General features: G+C 64.4%; 21 protein-coding genes and 1 tRNA gene. 14 read left to right on the top strand and 8 right to left on the bottom strand.

The features are described 5' to 3' along the window. Nucleotides 1–10: 10 nt before the first annotated feature. Genes BM436_RS26530 through BM436_RS26520 form a run of 3 tightly spaced genes read left to right on the top strand, consistent with a single transcriptional unit; the run spans nucleotide 11 to nucleotide 3,277 of the window. Complete coding sequence (locus BM436_RS26530; RefSeq protein ID WP_093558542.1) at nucleotides 11–1,366, top strand: TadA family conjugal transfer-associated ATPase; 1,356 nt, start codon at nucleotides 11–13, stop codon at nucleotides 1,364–1,366. Between the two features lie 10 nt (nucleotides 1,367–1,376). After that, entirely contained in the window at nucleotides 1,377–2,351 is a 975-nt protein-coding gene (locus BM436_RS26525) for a type II secretion system F family protein (protein WP_093558541.1), read from the top strand. Then, the gene (locus tag BM436_RS26520; protein ID WP_093558540.1) at nucleotides 2,348–3,277 is read left to right on the top strand and encodes a type II secretion system F family protein; all 930 of its coding nucleotides are present in this window, start codon (nucleotides 2,348–2,350) and stop codon (nucleotides 3,275–3,277) included. Before BM436_RS26525 ends, BM436_RS26520 begins: the two co-directional genes overlap by 4 nt. A 23-nt stretch (nucleotides 3,278–3,300) precedes the next feature. On the opposite strand, the gene BM436_RS26515 is transcribed toward BM436_RS26520, so the two are convergent. The 4 genes from BM436_RS26515 to mscL form a co-directional block, all read right to left on the bottom strand. Beyond that, nucleotides 3,301–4,062 carry a GIN domain-containing protein gene (locus tag BM436_RS26515; RefSeq protein WP_093558539.1) on the bottom strand — a complete coding sequence of 254 codons (762 nt, stop codon included), beginning with the start codon at nucleotides 4,060–4,062 and terminating at the stop codon, nucleotides 3,301–3,303. 157 nt (nucleotides 4,063–4,219) lie between these two features. After that, complete coding sequence (locus tag BM436_RS26510) at nucleotides 4,220–4,912, bottom strand: DUF2461 domain-containing protein (protein WP_093558538.1); 693 nt, start codon at nucleotides 4,910–4,912, stop codon at nucleotides 4,220–4,222. A 13-nt stretch (nucleotides 4,913–4,925) separates the two neighbouring features. Continuing rightward, nucleotides 4,926–6,083: a Do family serine endopeptidase gene (locus tag BM436_RS26505; protein WP_093558557.1), complete on the bottom strand. Its 1,158-nt coding sequence runs from the start codon at nucleotides 6,081–6,083 to the stop codon at nucleotides 4,926–4,928. A gap of 45 nt (nucleotides 6,084–6,128) precedes the next feature. Further along, nucleotides 6,129–6,551 (bottom strand): large conductance mechanosensitive channel protein MscL, encoded by a 423-nt coding sequence (gene mscL / locus BM436_RS26500; RefSeq protein ID WP_093558537.1) that lies wholly within the window; start codon nucleotides 6,549–6,551, stop codon nucleotides 6,129–6,131. 234 nt (nucleotides 6,552–6,785) lie between these two features. On the opposite strand from mscL, the gene petA reads away from it, so the two are divergent. The 11 genes from petA (at nucleotide 6,786) to BM436_RS26455 (ending at nucleotide 13,801) form a co-directional block, all read left to right on the top strand. Continuing rightward, nucleotides 6,786–7,394 carry a ubiquinol-cytochrome c reductase iron-sulfur subunit gene (petA, locus tag BM436_RS26495; protein WP_093558536.1) on the top strand — a complete coding sequence of 203 codons (609 nt, stop codon included), beginning with the start codon at nucleotides 6,786–6,788 and terminating at the stop codon, nucleotides 7,392–7,394. A gap of 2 nt (nucleotides 7,395–7,396) precedes the next feature. Continuing rightward, nucleotides 7,397–8,809, top strand: a complete 1,413-nt coding sequence (locus tag BM436_RS26490; RefSeq protein ID WP_093558535.1) for a cytochrome b — start codon at nucleotides 7,397–7,399, stop codon at nucleotides 8,807–8,809. A gap of 29 nt (nucleotides 8,810–8,838) precedes the next feature. After that, nucleotides 8,839–9,603 (top strand): cytochrome c1, encoded by a 765-nt coding sequence (locus BM436_RS26485; RefSeq protein WP_093558534.1) that lies wholly within the window; start codon nucleotides 8,839–8,841, stop codon nucleotides 9,601–9,603. Nucleotides 9,604–9,719: 116 nt separating this feature from the next. Further along, on the top strand, nucleotides 9,720–10,331 hold the full coding sequence (locus BM436_RS26480; RefSeq protein ID WP_093558533.1) for a glutathione S-transferase N-terminal domain-containing protein: 612 nt from the start codon (nucleotides 9,720–9,722) through the stop codon (nucleotides 10,329–10,331). Between the two features lie 4 nt (nucleotides 10,332–10,335). Next, nucleotides 10,336–10,839, top strand: a complete 504-nt coding sequence (locus tag BM436_RS26475) for a ClpXP protease specificity-enhancing factor (RefSeq protein ID WP_093558532.1) — start codon at nucleotides 10,336–10,338, stop codon at nucleotides 10,837–10,839. Between the two features lie 25 nt (nucleotides 10,840–10,864). Continuing rightward, nucleotides 10,865–10,940 (top strand) — tRNA-Thr (locus tag BM436_RS26470). Between the two features lie 128 nt (nucleotides 10,941–11,068). After that, nucleotides 11,069–11,572: a Panacea domain-containing protein gene (locus BM436_RS26465; RefSeq protein WP_093558531.1), complete on the top strand. Its 504-nt coding sequence runs from the start codon at nucleotides 11,069–11,071 to the stop codon at nucleotides 11,570–11,572. Continuing rightward, the gene (locus BM436_RS26460) at nucleotides 11,569–11,973 is read left to right on the top strand and encodes a hypothetical protein (RefSeq protein ID WP_093558530.1); all 405 of its coding nucleotides are present in this window, start codon (nucleotides 11,569–11,571) and stop codon (nucleotides 11,971–11,973) included. Before BM436_RS26465 ends, BM436_RS26460 begins: the two co-directional genes overlap by 4 nt. A gap of 893 nt (nucleotides 11,974–12,866) precedes the next feature. After that, entirely contained in the window at nucleotides 12,867–13,223 is a 357-nt protein-coding gene (locus tag BM436_RS36465; protein WP_143133314.1) for a hypothetical protein, read from the top strand. Between the two features lie 50 nt (nucleotides 13,224–13,273). Beyond that, nucleotides 13,274–13,405, top strand: coding sequence for a hypothetical protein (locus tag BM436_RS38355; protein WP_259741444.1), 132 nt, complete (start codon nucleotides 13,274–13,276; stop codon nucleotides 13,403–13,405). Nucleotides 13,406–13,471: 66 nt separating this feature from the next. Further along, entirely contained in the window at nucleotides 13,472–13,801 is a 330-nt protein-coding gene (locus BM436_RS26455; protein WP_093558529.1) for a cupin domain-containing protein, read from the top strand. On the opposite strand, the gene BM436_RS26450 is transcribed toward BM436_RS26455, so the two are convergent. The 4 genes from BM436_RS26450 to grxC all read right to left on the bottom strand — a co-directional run bounded on the left by BM436_RS26450 (nucleotide 13,782) and on the right by grxC (nucleotide 16,254). Further along, nucleotides 13,782–14,819 (bottom strand): NAD(P)H-dependent glycerol-3-phosphate dehydrogenase, encoded by a 1,038-nt coding sequence (locus BM436_RS26450; RefSeq protein ID WP_229490744.1) that lies wholly within the window; start codon nucleotides 14,817–14,819, stop codon nucleotides 13,782–13,784. The two genes, BM436_RS26455 and BM436_RS26450, sit on opposite strands and share 20 nt — an antisense overlap. Nucleotides 14,820–14,834: 15 nt before the next feature. Further along, nucleotides 14,835–15,278 carry an SH3 domain-containing protein gene (locus BM436_RS26445; protein ID WP_093558527.1) on the bottom strand — a complete coding sequence of 148 codons (444 nt, stop codon included), beginning with the start codon at nucleotides 15,276–15,278 and terminating at the stop codon, nucleotides 14,835–14,837. Nucleotides 15,279–15,367: 89 nt separating this feature from the next. Then, on the bottom strand, nucleotides 15,368–15,856 hold the full coding sequence (secB, locus tag BM436_RS26440; RefSeq protein ID WP_093558526.1) for a protein-export chaperone SecB: 489 nt from the start codon (nucleotides 15,854–15,856) through the stop codon (nucleotides 15,368–15,370). Nucleotides 15,857–15,993: 137 nt separating this feature from the next. Continuing rightward, the gene (grxC, locus tag BM436_RS26435; RefSeq protein ID WP_093558556.1) at nucleotides 15,994–16,254 is read right to left on the bottom strand and encodes a glutaredoxin 3; all 261 of its coding nucleotides are present in this window, start codon (nucleotides 16,252–16,254) and stop codon (nucleotides 15,994–15,996) included. Between the last annotated feature and the right edge of the window lie 19 nt (nucleotides 16,255–16,273).

The raw sequence follows: 16,273 nt of genomic DNA, 5'->3' as shown, positions 1-16,273 counted from the left end.
AGGAGCCATCATGAGTCTGCGTGAACGCCTGGCCGGGACCGACGACGCGCGCCTGGCCAGCCTGCCCCCGGCGCCGCCGGCCGGACTGCCCGACGCGGTCTACCAGGAATTGCGGAAATCGATGCACCAGACGATACTGGACCGCATCGACCTGGAGCGGCTCAAGCAGCTGACCCAGGAGCAGTTCAAGCACGAGCTGGCGCTGCTGGTGCAGCGCGTGATCGAGGACGAGCGCATCGTGCTCAACCAGCACGAGCGGCACCGGCTGGTGCTCGACATCCAGCACGAGATGCTGGGCTTCGGCCCGCTCGAGCCGCTGCTGGCCGACGCCGGCGTGTCCGACATCCTGGTCAACACCCACGGCAAGGTGTACGTCGAGCGCGCCGGGCGGCTGGAGCTGACCGGCGTGACCTTCCACGACAACGCCCACCTGATGAAGATCATCGAGAAGATCGTGTCGCGGGTCGGGCGCCGCATCGACGAGTCGACGCCGATGGTGGACGCGCGCCTGCCGGACGGCTCGCGCGTGAACGCCATCATCCCGCCGCTGGCGATCGACGGCCCGATCCTGTCGATCCGGCGCTTCGCCGCCAATCCGCTCACGATCGCCAACCTGCTGGCCTACAAGAGCCTGACGCCGCCCATGGTGCAGGTGCTGGAGGCGCTCAGCCAGGCCAAGATCAACATCCTGATCTCGGGCGGCACCGGCAGCGGCAAGACCACGCTGCTCAACGTGCTGTCCGGCTTCATCCCGGCCTCCGAGCGCATCGTCACCATCGAGGACGCGGCCGAGCTGCAGCTGCGCCAGCCGCACGTGGTGCGGCTCGAGACGCGCCAGCCCAACATCGAGGGCCGCGGCGAGGTCACCCAGCGCGCGCTGGTGCGCAACGCGCTGCGCATGCGGCCGGACCGCATCATCCTGGGCGAGGTGCGCGGCGCCGAGGCGATCGACATGCTGCAGGCCATGAACACCGGCCACGAGGGCTCGCTGGCCACGATCCACTCCAACTCGCCGCGCGACGCGCTGGCGCGGCTGGAGAACATGGTCGGCATGGCCGGCGTGCACTTGACGCCGCGCGCCATGCGCCAGCAGATCTGCTCGGCCGTGACGGTGGTGCTGCAGGTGTCGCGCCTGACCGACGGCGCGCGCAAGCTGGTCAGCCTGCAGGAGGTGACGGGCATGGAGGGCGACATGGTGGCCATGCACGAGATCTTCCGCTACGAACAGACCGGCATCGACGCCGCCGGCAAGGTGCAGGGCCGCTTCCGCGCCACCGGCGTGCGGCCCCGCTTCGCCGAGCGCCTGCGCATGTACGGCGTGCCGGTGCCGGACGCCGCCTTCGATCCGGACAAATCATACGAATAAGGGGGATGCGATGGACATGGTCTTTTCCGCTTTCGCCGTGCTGCTGTTCGCCGCCGTGATCCTGCTGACCGAGGGCCTGTGGCTGTGGTGGTCCGGCAGCCACGGCGGCGGCGCGCGGCGCATCGCGCGCCGCCTGCGCCTGATGGCCGCGCAGGGCGACGGCGCCGAGCGCGTCACCATCCTCAAGCAGCGCCGTTACAGCGACATGCCGCGCCTGGACCGCTGGCTGCGCGGCGTGCCGCAACTGGCCGCGCTGGAACGCCTGCTGCTGCAGGCGGGGCGGGGCTGGTCGGTGGCGCAGTTCCTGGCGGCGCAGGGCGCGCTGCTGCTGGCCGCGCTGGCGGGGCCGCCGCTGCTGGCCGCGCCGGCCCCGCTGCTGCTGGCCGCGCTGGGCGGCGCGCTGCTGGCGCCGGCCATGCTGTTGCTGCGCGCGCGCGCCGCGCGGCTGCACAAGATCGAGCAGCAATTGCCGGAGGTGGCCGATTTCCTCAGCCGCGCGCTGCGCGCCGGCCATTCCTTCGCCAACGTGCTGCAAATGGTGGGCAGCGAAATGCCCGAGCCGATCAGCGGCGAGTTCCGCATGGCTTACGAGGAGATCAATTACGGCGTGCCGATGAACGAGGCGCTGCACAACCTGGCCGCGCGGGTGCCGCTGACGGACTTGCGCTACCTGGTGATCGCGGTGCTGATCCAGCGCGAGTCGGGCGGCAACCTGGCCGAGCTGCTGGGCAGCATCAGCGCCATCGTGCGGGCCCGCCTCAAGCTGATGGCCCAGGTGCGCGTGATGTCGGCCGAGGGCCGGCTGTCGGCCTGGATACTGGGGCTGTTGCCGCCGGTGCTGCTGCTGGTGATGGCCCTGGTCCATCCGCGCTACGTCAGCGTGCTGTGGACCGACCAGGCCGGCCAGCAACTGCTGTGGTACGGCGCCGGCGCCATGCTGTGCGGCGCGGTGTGGATGCGCAAGCTGATCAGGATACGCGCATGAGCGCCGCCCAACTCGTGTTCCTGGCGGTGGTGTTCGTGGTGGTCGCCGCGATCGCGCTCACGGGCCTGCTGCTGTTCGCGCCGGGCGCGCTGCGCCAGCGCCTGGGCGGGGGCGCGGCGCCGGACCAGGCGGCCGGCGCCGACGGCTGGGTCGAACGCATGGCCAGGGTGGCGCAGCCGTTCACCCGCTTGTCGCTGCCCGAGGAGGGCTGGGAGCGCTCGCCGCTGCGCACCTGCTTCATCACGGCCGGCTGGCGCCATCCGGCCGCGCCCACGCTGTACTTCGCCGCCAAGACGGTGCTGGCGCTGGCGCTGCCGGCGCTGGCCGCGCTGCTGGCGGCCGGCGCCGGCGCGGCGTCGCAGCGCTTCTGGATGACGCTGCTGCTCGGCGCGGCCGCCTGCGGCTACTACCTGCCGAACGTGGTGCTGGCGCGCCTGGCCCAGCGCCGCCAGCGCGCCATCTTCGAGCACCTGCCCGACGCGCTGGACTTGCTGACGGTGTGCGTGGAGGCCGGCCTGAGCCTGGAGCGCGCGCTGGCCAAGGTGGCCGCCGAGATCCATATCAAGAGCGTGCCGCTGGCGCAGGAACTGCAACTGGTGCTGATGGAGCTGCGGGCCGGCTTCAGCAAGGAGCGCGCCTTGCGCAACCTGGCGCTGCGCAGCGGCGTGGAGGACATGGACACCCTGGTGGCGATGCTGATCCAGTCGGAGCGCTTCGGCACCAGCATGGGCGACTCGCTGCGCATCCACGCCGACAACCTGCGCACCAAGCGCCGCCTGCTGGCGGAGGAGGAGGCGGCCAAGATCGCGCTCAAGCTGCTGTTCCCGCTGATCTTCTGCATGTTCCCGGCCCTGATGCTGGTGCTGCTGGGGCCGGCCATGCTGCAGCTGACGCGGGTGCTGGCGACCACCCTGGGCGCGCGCTAATCGGCCACCGGGGACGCCGCCGCTCAGTTCCAGGCCACGCTGCCCAGCCCGCGCGAGCTGGCGTTGCGGTTGGCCGGCTTGCCGTACACGGTGGCCGAGCCCAGGCCGGTCAGGCGCAGGCTGGCCGAGTTCTTCGCGTACACGGTGGCGCCGCCCAGGCCGGACAGGTCGACGTCGACGCTGTCGGCGCGCAGCCGCTGCGCGTCCAGGCTGCCGATGCCGCCCAGCGTCGCGCGCAGGTTCCTGCTCTGGCCGCTGATGACGATCTGGCCGGCGCCGCGCAGGTTCAGGTCCACCTGTTCCGACTCGCCCGCGTTCACGTTCATGCTGCCCACCCCGGTCAGCCGCGCGTTCACCACGCGGTAGCGCGACACCAGGTTGACCGAGCCGGCGCCTTCCAGCGCCAGGCGCACGGCGTCGCCGGTGAAGCCGCTCACCTCGGCCGAGCCGACCCCGGCCGACACCAGTTCCCGCAGGTCGGGCAGCGTGAGTTCCGCGTTCAGGCTGGTGTTCCCCATGTGTACGCCGCGCAGGTCGGTGCCGATGCGCAGCGTGTCGCCGTTCTGCGTCACGGTCACCTTGGACAGGTGGCGCTTGTCGCCGGAGACCACCAGCGAGGCGTTGCCGCCTTGTTTCAGTTTGAGGTTGATGACCCCGTCCAGCACCACCTTGACGGCGCGGCCGTCGATGTTGCGGACCTCGCTGACAACCTCGTCGGCGATCGCCAGGCCGTGCGCGGCGTACAGGGAGACGGCCATCATGGTGGCGCTGAAAAACTTGTTCATTGTTTGCTCCGTCCGGTTGCGTGTCGTTGAGTTGTGTGGTCCATGACATGTGCCATGGACCCAACTATAGACAGCGGACGGGCGCCGCCCCAGCGGCGTGCGACGAACCGCGGTTTCGGCGACATGGAATGCGTTTGCGCGGGCGCGGGCCCGGCCGTCAGGCGGCCTCCTCCTCGTCCACGCGCGCCGAACGCATCCACGCCACCAGCGGATAGGCGTCCCGCATGCCGTTGGCGATCAGCGGCAGCAGCAGCTCCGGCTTGTTCAGGTCCAGGTCGATCTCGGTCCAGACGAAAAAGCTCTTCAGCTTGATGAATTCGATGTGCTCGTGGTCCGCATCGAATCCCTTGGGCGGGCGCTGCAGCTTGCCCTCGTTCTGGATGGTGCCGTAGCGCAGCTTCAGATTCTTGTTCTTCAGCACCTTCGAAAAGCCCGCCGCGTCCTCCACCATGGCCCGGCGCAGCGCCTTGACGCGGTGCGGCGGCGGCATGTACTCTCCGGCGCCGAACAGCAGGCGGCCCTCGCCGTCCAGCTGGAAGTAATAAGTGGGGCCGCCCGCCATCGACGGCCGGCGCATGTCGTTGGGCGCCACCGCGGCCGAGAAGCGCGTCTTGTACGGGCTCTTGTCGTGGGCGAAGCGGACGTCGCGGTTGATGCGGAACAGCGCCTTCTTCGGATTGCAGAACTTCACCGCCGGGTCGAACTTGCCCAGTTCCACGATCAGCTGGGTCACCAGTTCCAGGAATTCCTCGCGCAGGATGTCGTAGCGCGGCTTGTTCATGATGAACCAGGGGCGGTTGTTGTTCTCGGCCAGTTCGGTGAGATAGTTTTTCAGGTCGCGCAGGTGCATAACGGATAGGGGATTAACGGGAACGGGGGCGCTTGCCGACGGTGATGGCCAGCTCGGTTTCGCGCGTCTTGCGCAGCACGCGCATTTTAGCCTTTTCCCCCGGCGGCAGCTGGGCGATCAGGTTCAGCATGTCGTTGGTGTCGTTGACCGCCTTGCCCTCCACCGACAGCAGGATGTCGCCCGGCTGCATGCCGCCCTTGTCGGCCGGGCCGTTGCGCACCACGCCGGCGATGATGGCGCCGCTCTGGCGCTTCAGGCCGAAGCTCTCGGCCAGCTCGGGCGTGATCTCCTGCGATTCCACGCCGATCCAGCCGCGCGTCACGTGGCCGGTGCTGATGATGGACTCCATCACCGACTTGGCGGTCGAGACGGGAATGGCGAAGCCGATGCCGACCGAGCCGCCGGACTGCGAATAGATCGCCGAGTTGATGCCCAGCAGGTTGCCGCTGGTGTCGATCAGCGCGCCGCCCGAGTTGCCGAAGTTGATGGCGGCGTCGGTCTGGATGAAGTTCTCGAAGTTGTTGATATGTAAATTGTTGCGGCCCAGCGCGGAAATGATGCCCATGGTGACGGTCTGGCCGACGCCGAAGGGGTTGCCGATGGCCAGCACCACGTCGCCCACCTTGGCCGCCTCGGCCTGGCCGAGCACGATCACGGGCAGCTTGTCCAGGTCCACCTTGATGACGGCCAGGTCGGTTTCCGGGTCCGTGCCCACCACCTTGGCGGCGGCCTTGCGGCCGTCGGCCAGCACCACCTGGATCTCGTCGGCGGCGTCCACCACGTGGTTGTTGGTCAGGATGTAGCCGGCGCCGCTGACGATGACGCCCGAGCCCAGGCTGGACTGTTCATCGTCGTGCTCGCCGTCCTGATCGCGGTCGCCGAAGAACTTCTTGAAGAAGGGGTCGCGCGTCAGCTCGCTCTTGCGGCGCTGCGCCTTGCTGGTGAGCACATTGACCACCGCCGGCATGGCGCGCGCGGCGGCCGCGCGGTAGGAGCCGGGCGAGGGCGCGCCGCCGGCCTCGAGGATGGCGGCCGGGCGCGCGTTGCCGCCGCCCAGCAGGCGCGCCACCGGCGGCGCGGCGCGGAAGTCCGGCCGCATCGCGCTGTAGACGAAATACAGCGCCAGCACCACGGTCACCGCTTGTGCAAACAATAACCACAGTCGTCGCATCATGTTTCGTCCCAGGCGGCGGGCCGGCGCCGCCGCCGTCCAGCCTTATTTTTTCAGCGCGTCGCGGATCTCGCGCAACAGCAGGATGTCCTCCGCCGTGGGCGCCGGATCGGCCGGGGCCGGCGGCGGCTCGGCGCGGCGGGCCTTCTGCAGCACGCGCACCATCTGGAAGATGATGAACGCCAGTATGACGAAGTTTAGCAGGATGGTCAGGAAGTTCCCGTACGCCAGCACCGCGCCCAGTTTCTTGGCCTCGGCCAGGCTCAGGCTGGTGGCCTGGCCGTTGAGGGGCAGGTAGTAGTTGGCGAAATCGAGCCCGCCGACCAGCTTGCCAATGGGCGGCATGATGATATCCTGCACCAGCGAATCGACGATCTTGCTGAAGGCGGCCCCGACGATCACGCCGACCGCCAGGTCGACCACGTTGCCCTTCATGGCAAAGTCTTTGAACTCCTGCATCATGCCCATCGCGCCCTCCCGGCTAAAGTGTGGTCCGATGATAGCCGGTTTTTGTTGCCATTCACAACATCATTGCTTACCGACAATTCGTCGATAGCCGCAATCGATCGATATGGGGCTGAATTTAGACAAATACAACAGTTTCGCTTTAACTCGCTTATTTGTTCGCCTATAATTTAAGGTTGCTGGAAGCTCTGTTGACGCATAATAACTATTTCGCAATTTGATGATTGGGGTTTGTGTATGAGTAACGAAAAGCAGGTCGATACTGGCCGACGTGGCTTGCTCGCGGCGACATGCGCGGCGGGTGGCGTAGTGGGTTTGGCCACTGCAGGTGCCTTGGTTAGTACGTTCCAGCCGTCCGAAAGGGCGAAAGCGGCCGGCGCACCGGTCGAAGTCGATATCTCGTCGCTGCAGCCGGGCGAAATGAAAACCGTCGAATGGCGCGGCAAGCCCGTGTGGATCCTGCGCCGCACCCCCGACATGCTGGCGTCGCTGAAGAAGACCGACGCCCAGGTCGCCGACGCCAAATCCGAGCGCAATCCGGCCGAGTTCACGCCGGAATACTGCATGAACGAATACCGCTCCATCAAACCCGAATACCTGGTCGCGATCGGCATCTGCACCCACCTGGGCTGCTCGCCGTCGACCAAATTTGCGCCCGGCCCGCAATCGTCGCTGCCGGACGACTGGCAGGGCGGCTTCCTGTGCCCCTGCCACGGCTCGACCTTCGACCTGGCCGGCCGCGTCTTCAAGAACAAGCCCGCGCCGGACAACCTGCCGGTGCCGCGCCACATGTACATGGGCGAAGGCAAGCTGGTGATCGGTAAAGACGAGAAAGGCGAGGCATAAACATGGCCGCTTTCAAAGAGACCAAATTCCCGGCCGACGCCCCCGCCGCGCAGAAGGCGCTGGGCTGGGTCGACGACCGCTTCCCGCTGACCAAGCTGTGGAACGACCAGTGGGGCAAGTACTACGCCCCGAAAAACTTCAACTTCTGGTACATCTTCGGCTCGCTGGCCATGCTGGTGCTGGTGCTGCAGATCGTCACCGGCATCTTCCTGACCATGCACTACAAGCCGGACGCCAACCTGGCCTTCGGCTCGGTGGAATACATCATGCGCGAAGTGCCATGGGGCTGGCTGGTGCGCTATATGCACTCGACCGGGGCCTCGGCCTTCTTCATCATCGTCTACCTGCACATGACGCGCGGCCTGCTGTACGGCTCCTACCGCAAGCCACGCGAGCTGATCTGGCTGTTCGGTTTCGCCATCTTCCTGTGCCTGATGGCCGAGGCCTTCTTCGGCTACCTGCTGCCATGGGGCCAGATGTCGTACTGGGGCGCGCAGGTGATCGTCAACCTGTTTGGCGCGATTCCGCTGATCGGTCCCGACCTGTCGCTGTGGATCCGCGGCGACTACGTGGTGTCCGACGCCACCCTGAACCGCTTCTTCGCCTTCCACGTGATCGCCATCCCGCTGGTGCTGCTGGGCCTGGTCGCGGCGCACCTGATCGCGCTGCACGAGGTGGGCTCGTCCAATCCGGACGGCATCGAGGTCAAGGACAACCTGGGTCCTGACGGCCACCCGGTCGACTCGATCCCGTCGCACCCCTACTACACCGTGCACGACCTGTTCGGCGTGTCGGTGTTCCTGCTGATCTTCAGCACCGTCGTGTTCTTCGCGCCGGAAATGGGCGGCTATTTCCTGGAATACAACAACTTCCTGCCGGGCGACTCGCTGAAGACCCCGCTGCACATCGCGCCGACCTGGTACTTCACGCCGTTCTACTCGGTGCTGCGGGCCACCACCGCCGACTTCATGTGGGTGCTGATGGCCGCCGTGGCCGCCTACGTCGCCTTCCTGTGGCTGAAGTCGCGCCTGTCGTTCACCGTCAAGGCCGCCATCGCCGTGATCGCGCTGGTCGCCATCGTCGGCATGCTGCCTTCCGTGCTGGACGCGAAATTCTGGGGCGTGGTGTTCTTCGGCGGCTCGGTGGTGATCCTGGCCTTCCTGCCGTGGCTGGACCACTCGCCGGTGAAATCGATCCGTTACCGTCCGGACTGGCACAAATACGTGTACGCCCTGTTCGGCCTGGCCTTCGTCACCCTCGGCTACCTGGGCACCCAGGCGCCGAGCGTGATCGGCACCATCGTCTCGCAAGTGTGCACCTTGTACTACTTCGCCTTCTTCCTGCTGATGCCATGGTGGAGCGCGATGGGCCAGTTCAAACCTGTCCCGTCCCGCGTGACCTTCCACCCGCACTAAACGCCGATCATCGCTGAAGAGGACAACACATGAATTTTGCAAAGAAACTGCTCGCGATCCTGGCCTTGGCGCCGGCCCTGGCCCTGGCCAGTGAAAGTAGCCACCCGCTGGAGAAGGCGCCGGACCGTTCCACCAACATGGCCGCCCTGCAAAACGGCGCCAAGTTATTTGTGAACTACTGCCTGAACTGCCATAATGCGTCTTCCATGCGTTACAACCGCCTGAAGGACCTGGGCCTGACGGAGGAACAGATCAAGGGCAACCTGCTGTTCACCGGCGAAAAAGTGGGCGAAATGATGACCACGGCGATGCCGGCCAAGGACGCCAAGGTCTGGTTCGGCGTGGTGCCACCGGATCTGTCGGTGATTTCGCGCGCGAAATCGGGCCCCGGCGGCACCGGCGGCGACTACCTGTATACGTATCTGCGCACCTTCTACAAGGATGACTCGCGCCCGACCGGCTGGAACAACCTGATCCTGCCGAACGTGGCGATGCCGCATGTCCTGTGGGAAATGCAGGGCGTGCAGGCCGCCAAGTTCGCCGAGGAGAAGGATCCGCACGACGCGGGCAAGACGGTGCACAAGTTCGTCGGGTTCGAGCAGGTGCAGAAGGGCAGCATGAGCAAGCTGGAGTTCGACACCGCAGTGGCGGACCTGGTCGGCTATATGGAATGGATGGCCGAGCCGGCCCAGCAGACCCGCAAGCGCCTCGGCGTTTGGGTGCTGCTGTTCCTGACCGGCTTCGCCCTTCTGGCCTGGCGCCTGAACGCGTCGTACTGGAAAGAAGTCAAATAAGTGAGGCATGCCGGCTGGTCCGGCGTGTGTGTTTTGCGCCGCCCGCGTGGCGGGCGCGTCCTGGGGTGAGCCGTGTTTACGGCTACATCCCATTTTGTTTCTAAGGAACTACAAAAATGATGGTTCTCTATTCGGGCACGACCTGCCCATTCTCCCAACGCTGCCGCCTGGTCCTGTTCGAAAAAGGCATGGACTTCGAAGTGCGCGATGTGGACCTGTTCAACAAGCCGGAAGACATTTCGACCATGAACCCGTACGGCCAGGTGCCGATCCTGGTCGAGCGCGAACTGATCCTGTACGAATCGAACATCATCAACGAGTACATCGACGAGCGCTTCCCGCACCCGCAGCTGATGCCGGCCGACCCGCTGATGCGCGCGCGCGCCCGCCTGATGCTGTTCAACTTCGAGAAGGAGTTGTTCGTCCACGTGCACACGCTGGAAAGCGAGCGCGCCAAGGTCAACGACAAGAGCCACGACAAGGCGCGCGCGGAAATCCGCGACCGCCTGACCACCCTGGCGCCGCTGTTCCTGAAGAACAAGTACATGCTGGGCGACGAATTCTCGATGCTGGACGTGGCGGTCGCTCCGCTGCTGTGGCGTCTGGACCACTATGGCATCGAGCTGTCGAAGACCGCCGCGCCGCTGATGAAGTACGCCGAGCGCATCTTCTCGCGTCCGGCCTACATCGAAGCGCTGACGCCATCCGAAAAGGTCATGCGCCGTTAACACCATGTCCGAGATCTCTACCAAGCCCTACATGCTGCGCGCCATCTACGAATGGTGCACCGACAGCGGCTACACGCCCTACCTGGCCGTCAAGGTCGATGCCGCCACCACGGTGCCGATGGAGTACGTCAAGAAGGGTGAAATCGTGCTCAACATCAGCTTCGGCGCCACCGCCGGGCTGAAGATGGACAACGACAGTATCCGCTTCAACGCCCGCTTCGGCGGCGTGTCGCGCGAGATTTTCGTGCCGGTGAACAACGTCATGGCCATCTACGCCAACGAGAACGGCCAGGGCATGGCGTTCGAGCCGCAACTGGGCATGTACGCGCCGGACACGCAGGCGCCGACGGCCAGCGCGCCGGCCGCGCCCGCGGCGCCGACCTTGGCGCCGGTGCCCAGCCCGGCGGCCGAATCCCGTCCCGCCGAGATCCGCGGCGACGACGGTCCGGACGACGGCGGCGAACCGCCCAAAAAAGGCGGCCGCCCGACGCTGACCCGTATCAAATAAGGTATAATCCACGCGGAAAAGTTACGCCGGCTTAGCTCATTTGGTAGAGCAGTTGATTTGTAATCATCAGGTGGCCAGTTCGAAACCGGCAGCCGGCACCAGCATTCGCGAGCCCAGCCTATATGGCTGGGCTTTTTGCTGTCCGGACTGTATATTTATACAGCTTGGAGTCGGCGAATGTGTCACTATATGCTTTTGCAAAGCTTGTTCACTTCACTAAGGAGGCAATATGGCGTACTCAGCAATGGCCGTTGCGAATGCCTTGGTCAAGCGCGCGAAGGAGGGCAAGGTCGCCCATCTTTCGCCGATGAAGCTGCAGAAGCTCTTGTTTTACGTGCAATCCTGGCATCTGGCGAAACAAGGGCGGCCGCTGATCGACGACTTTTTCTGCCGCTGGAAGTACGGTCCGGTCATTCCATCCCTGTATCACGAGTTCAAGGAATACGGGCCGAATCCCATCACGGCCTATGGCGGGCATATTGTGGAGGAGGAGGGTGCGCTCACCAAGCGCCGCCCCATCGTCAGCGAGCAGGATACGCGCACCTGGGAACTGATCGACGAGATCCTGGCGGAATACGGCGCCTACTCGGGTTCGACGCTTTCAACCATGACGCATGAGAAAGACTCCGCCTGGTCCACCTCGGGCGGCGTGGATGGCAATCCCATCCCGAACGACATGTTGCGCGAGGCGACGCTGCGGGACGGCAGGTTCAAGGCGCGGGGCGCGGCTTGAGTCAGCGGGAGGACGGGGGCCAGGAGCCTGAACCGGTCGAGGCAACCGAAGACGCGCCGCCCGAGGCATATGTCGGCGAAAGCGGTCCTCTTCAGGACGTCCTCATTAATGAGGAAGCGGAAAACCAGAAAGCCAACCGGGCGCTGCGCGCCACCTACGCGGACAAGGCTTATTTCCTCGCTTCCGCATGTATCATCTTCTGGGCCTTCGCCATTTCCTCGAACGCCATCGTCTACGCCTGCACCGGCAAACAAATGATCAGCGACACCGCGCTGATCGCGATCACCACGGGCGTGACGATCAACGTCCTGGCCGCGTTCCTCGGCGTCATACGAGGACTCTTTCCCTCCGAACAAGCCAAAAAGCCCGGCGGGAAAAAGGGCGCCAAGAAGGAGCCGTAGCGACCGGCCGCTATCCGGAATCGCGCTAACGCGGCTGCGAGCGCGGGCAAAGCCATCGTTGGTCAGCTGAAGAAAATCCCGTCCTCCGTGATCCCCACCAGCGCGACTTGTTCTCAGCGCTTTGACATTGGAAAGGCTGGTGAAAACGGAATTCGCGTCCATCACGGAAACAGTGTCGCCAGCATCCTTGTCGACGATATAAATATCGCGACCGCTGGAGAATACGACCTCGTCAAAGCCTGAGCCGCCATCAATCTTGCCGACATCGCTCTCCACGCGAATCTTATTGTTGAACGCGTCGCCGTTGACAGTCTTGGTGCCGGTGGATGCCAGGTTATTGCCAGGTTATTGCCAGCGTAACTGATGCTCAGCAGCTCTATACCGTTCATTCCCACGCGGGGATGCCAAGCGGCAGGCCGCGTTTGGGAAGTGATGGCCAAACCCGGAAATATCCGGCGCCGGATTTTCTATTGGCCTCCCATGCGGATTCATATTACGGCTGAGTGAGGATGACCGAGGGCTGGAGTGATCGCCCATTCGCAGTTTTTCCCGCCACCGGCAGGATTGTCCCTTGCACCTCACAACGCCAACGAAGTGTTGGATGCTGCGCGCGGATTGACTGAATGGGCGCGTTTCTTCTTGAAGTCTTGCGAGAATGGAGTACGGTTGACGAGCCAGCTGCTGGCGCGCGTTGAATTCATTCAAATGACGGGACGGGGGAGTGCACCGCCCGGTCGCTTTTGCCTCGCATGTTGACGACCAAAGTATTAGCCTTTATCCGGAGGCCGGTATAGGTGATGAATAGCGATAATATTTATCGCTATATACGTTGGGTTTTCTGGCATTGAACATCTTGACTATTGCTCTCCTTCCCGGGCTCTCGCGCCGTCTGCATGCCGATTTCCGGCATGATCATGCCAATAATTGGCGCAAAACCGCAGCTGTACGCGCCATGGTGGCCATTTTTGTGCAAGAATGGCCATATGCGCCATCTCCGCCTTTTCCTCGTCGCTTTGGTATTCCTGCTGCAAGCTTCCTCAAGCGCGGCGGGATCGGTGCATAGTTGTTGCGATGAAATGGATTGCGGCGTGGTGCAATGCGCCGCGATGGGTTGCCTGACGGAACAGCCTCCGCAATTCGCCGCCTTGATTATCGCGCCGCCCGCCATCGCAAAGCCGGTTGGCCCTTCAACGGAATTGGTGTGGTATTTGCCTCAACGGATCAGCGAAGTATGGTGTCCGCCTGATTGAATGTCATTCGACGAAACCGAATTGAACTTCACTCATTAAAAGGAATAACCATGAAATCCAAACTGATCAAACTTTCCGCGGCTGCCGTGCTAATGACGATTTCCGCCGTGGCGCTGGCGTCCAATATGGATTGCTGCGCGAGCATAGAATGCTGCCTGCGTATGCTGGCGGATTGCTGCTAATGGCCTAGCGGCCGAATAAAAGGGCAGTGGCAGGAATGCGCTGCCCTTTTTTAATGGGAGGGCATTATGGCGCTACAGCACGCTTCATCCGGACAGGCGATTACGCTCGTCAAATCGGCGGAGGATTTAAGCCAATTCGCGTCCATCGCGCTGGTTAAAACCGAGCAGCTGGAATTGATGAGGATGGTGATACCGAAGGGGAAAGTCCTGCCTTCGCACCAAGTGAAAGGCGAGGTGACGCTGCAATGCCTGCAAGGGGAATTGGCGATCACGGCGCATGGCCGGACCACCTTGTTGCGCGCGGGGGAAATGCTTTATCTGGCCGCGTGCACGCCGCATATGGTGCAGGCGGAACAGGATACGCTGGCGCTGAAAACTATTTTGCTGCGGGATTAACGGATTCACCGCGCGGATCGCGCGCCAACAACCTCGCGACCATGGCTTGCGGCTGGTCGCCGTCGAATAACACGCCGGCCACCGCATTGGTGATGGGCATATCGACGCCCAGTTTGGCCGCCAATTCGCGCACGGCCTTGGCGCAGGGAACGCCCTCGGCCACGTGTCCCAATTCGCCGACCACGGTGTCCAGCGATTTACCTTGGGCCAATCCCAGACCGACCCTGCGATTGCGCGACAGGTCGCCGGTGCAAGTCAGGATCAGGTCGCCCATGCCGGTCAGGCCCATGAATGTTTCGACCTGGCCGCCGAGTGCGCCGCCGAGCCGGGTGATCTCCGCCAGGCCGCGCGTGATCAGGGCCGCGCGGGCGTTCAGGCCCAGGCCCAGGCCGTCCGCGATGCCGGTCGCGATGGCCAGCACGTTCTTGACGGCGCCGCCCACTTCCACCCCCGCCAGGTCGGCGCTGGAGTAGACACGGATATTGCCACCGTGCACGGTCGCGACCACGTTGTCGCGCAAGGCGTCGGAGCCGGAGGCGATGGTCAGCGCGCACGGCAGGCCGCGTGCCACCTCTTGCGCGAACGACGGACCGGACAGCGCGCCGCCGGCCACCTTGTCGCCCAGCACTTCCTGGACGATCTGGTGCGGCAGCAGCCCGGTCTCGTACTCGAATCCCTTGCACAGCCAGACGATGTTGGGAATCTCGTGGCCTTGTAGTTGTTGCAACAGTGGCCGCAGGCCGGCCACCGGGCAGGCGGCGATCAGCAGTCCGTCGGCGGCGTGGGCCACGGCGGCGTCGAAATCGAAGGAGATGGACAGGTTGGGCGGGAAGGGATGGCCGGGCAGGTAGGCGACGTTGTCGCGCGCGGCGGCCATTTCCTGCATGACCAGGGTGTTGCGGCCCCACAGCACGACCTCGTGGCGCTGCGCCAGGGCGATTGCGACGGCGGTGCCCCAGGCGCCGGCGCCCAGCACACTGATCCTGCGCGCGCCGAGGACGGGCGCGGTGTTGCTCATATTGTCATGCATGCTTCAGATGCCCCAGATGTCGCTGCTTTTCACGTAGCCGGTCGCGCCGTCGCGATGGCGCACCTTGATCCAGCCGCCGCCGGCCACTTCCTGCAGTTCCAGCAGCACGCCCTTGTCGGCGGTGAAGGCGGGGGCGGCGTTCTCGTCGGCGGCCGCGCGGACCTTCACATTGGCGTTGCGTACCACCACGGTGCGGCGCGGGCTCAGGCCCTTGGCCTCGGTCCAGGCCAGGTCGCCGTTGGCGTCCCGCACCTTGACCCATTCGCCGTAGCTGAGCACGATCTCCACCGGCATGCCGCGCGGCGCCACGAACTGCTTGACGCCCTTGGTGGACGGGGCGTCGTACAGGATGACCGGCGCGGCGCCCACCGATTTGAAGTCGAGCGCGTGGCTGGCCGCGGCTGCCAGCATCAGCGTTGCGCCTGCGATCAATCGGAATACGGTCATGCCTGGCCTCTGTAGCGAAAATCGGGTGTGGAAAAACTCAAAGGCCGCTGCCGGCCTTTGAGGGGTACTACATATTACTGGAATTACAATTAGTGCGTCGCACCATCCGCTGGCGCGGCGGCGGCGGCGGTGGCCGCTTGCTGTTCGGCCAGGGCTTGCAGACGCTGCTGGTAGAACACTTCGAAGTTGATTTCGGCCAGGTGCACTGGCGGGAAGCCGGCGCGGGTGATCAGGTCGGCGATGTTGGCGCGCAGGTAAGGGTAAACGATGTTCGGGCAGCCGATGCCCAGCAGCGGATCCAGCTGTTCGGCCGGAATGTTGCGCGCCTCGAAGATACCGGCTTGCTTGCCTTCTACCAGGAAGGCCACTTTGTCCTTGACCTTGGCGGTCACGGTGATGGTCACGGTCGACTCGAAGATGCCTTCGGCCAGCGGCTCGGCGGCCACGTCCAGCGCGACTTCGATGCTAGGCGCTTCCTGTTCCAGGAAAACGGCCGGGGAGTTCGGTTGTTCCAGCGACATGTCTTTCAGGTAGACGCGTTGGATTTGGAATACTGGTTGCAGATTTTCGTCAGACATGGAACGCTTTCTAAGATTGGAAAAGAGCGGCGGGGCCGCTCAGGCGGTCGCGCTCGCTGCGAGCGCTAACGTGGCCCGCGCAGGCGCGCCGGTAATTGTATCAAAAACCGATGTCGCGAAAACCAATTTGAGGGCGCTTAGCCTTTTAACAAGGGGTCCAGCCGCCCGGCTTGATCGAGCGCATACAAATCGTCGAAACCGCCGACATGGGTGTCGCCGATGTAGATCTGGGGCACCGTGCGGCGGCCGGTCTTTTGCATCATGATCACGCGCTGTTCCGGATCGAGGTCGACGCGGATCTTTTCGATGCCGGTCACGCCTTTGCTTTCCAGCAGGCGCTCGGCGCGCACGCAATAGGGGCACACGGCGGTGCTATAGAGCAATACATGGGCTGTCATGTCGGTTTCCTCCAATGTC

Source organism: Pseudoduganella namucuonensis, from assembly GCF_900116645.1.
In the GTDB taxonomy this organism is placed as follows: domain Bacteria; phylum Pseudomonadota; class Gammaproteobacteria; order Burkholderiales; family Burkholderiaceae_D; genus Rugamonas; species Rugamonas namucuonensis.
This window is presented reverse-complemented; position numbering and strand designations above follow the sequence as displayed.

Coding starts and splice junctions, on each gene's coding strand:
- BM436_RS26530 (WP_093558542.1), top strand. CDS start 11: ATGAGTCTGCGTGAACGCCTGGCCGGGACCGACGACGCGCGCCTGGCC.
- BM436_RS26525 (WP_093558541.1), top strand. CDS start 1,377: ATGGACATGGTCTTTTCCGCTTTCGCCGTGCTGCTGTTCGCCGCCGTG.
- BM436_RS26520 (WP_093558540.1), top strand. CDS start 2,348: ATGAGCGCCGCCCAACTCGTGTTCCTGGCGGTGGTGTTCGTGGTGGTC.
- BM436_RS26515 (WP_093558539.1), bottom strand. CDS start 4,062: ATGAACAAGTTTTTCAGCGCCACCATGATGGCCGTCTCCCTGTACGCC.
- BM436_RS26510 (WP_093558538.1), bottom strand. CDS start 4,912: ATGCACCTGCGCGACCTGAAAAACTATCTCACCGAACTGGCCGAGAAC.
- BM436_RS26505 (WP_093558557.1), bottom strand. CDS start 6,083: ATGCGACGACTGTGGTTATTGTTTGCACAAGCGGTGACCGTGGTGCTG.
- mscL (WP_093558537.1), bottom strand. CDS start 6,551: ATGGGCATGATGCAGGAGTTCAAAGACTTTGCCATGAAGGGCAACGTG.
- petA (WP_093558536.1), top strand. CDS start 6,786: ATGAGTAACGAAAAGCAGGTCGATACTGGCCGACGTGGCTTGCTCGCG.
- BM436_RS26490 (WP_093558535.1), top strand. CDS start 7,397: ATGGCCGCTTTCAAAGAGACCAAATTCCCGGCCGACGCCCCCGCCGCG.
- BM436_RS26485 (WP_093558534.1), top strand. CDS start 8,839: ATGAATTTTGCAAAGAAACTGCTCGCGATCCTGGCCTTGGCGCCGGCC.
- BM436_RS26480 (WP_093558533.1), top strand. CDS start 9,720: ATGATGGTTCTCTATTCGGGCACGACCTGCCCATTCTCCCAACGCTGC.
- BM436_RS26475 (WP_093558532.1), top strand. CDS start 10,336: ATGTCCGAGATCTCTACCAAGCCCTACATGCTGCGCGCCATCTACGAA.
- BM436_RS26465 (WP_093558531.1), top strand. CDS start 11,069: ATGGCGTACTCAGCAATGGCCGTTGCGAATGCCTTGGTCAAGCGCGCG.
- BM436_RS36465 (WP_143133314.1), top strand. CDS start 12,867: ATGCCGATTTCCGGCATGATCATGCCAATAATTGGCGCAAAACCGCAG.
- BM436_RS38355 (WP_259741444.1), top strand. CDS start 13,274: ATGAAATCCAAACTGATCAAACTTTCCGCGGCTGCCGTGCTAATGACG.
- BM436_RS26455 (WP_093558529.1), top strand. CDS start 13,472: ATGGCGCTACAGCACGCTTCATCCGGACAGGCGATTACGCTCGTCAAA.
- BM436_RS26450 (WP_229490744.1), bottom strand. CDS start 14,819: ATGAGCAACACCGCGCCCGTCCTCGGCGCGCGCAGGATCAGTGTGCTG.
- BM436_RS26445 (WP_093558527.1), bottom strand. CDS start 15,278: ATGACCGTATTCCGATTGATCGCAGGCGCAACGCTGATGCTGGCAGCC.
- secB (WP_093558526.1), bottom strand. CDS start 15,856: ATGTCTGACGAAAATCTGCAACCAGTATTCCAAATCCAACGCGTCTAC.
- grxC (WP_093558556.1), bottom strand. CDS start 16,254: ATGACAGCCCATGTATTGCTCTATAGCACCGCCGTGTGCCCCTATTGC.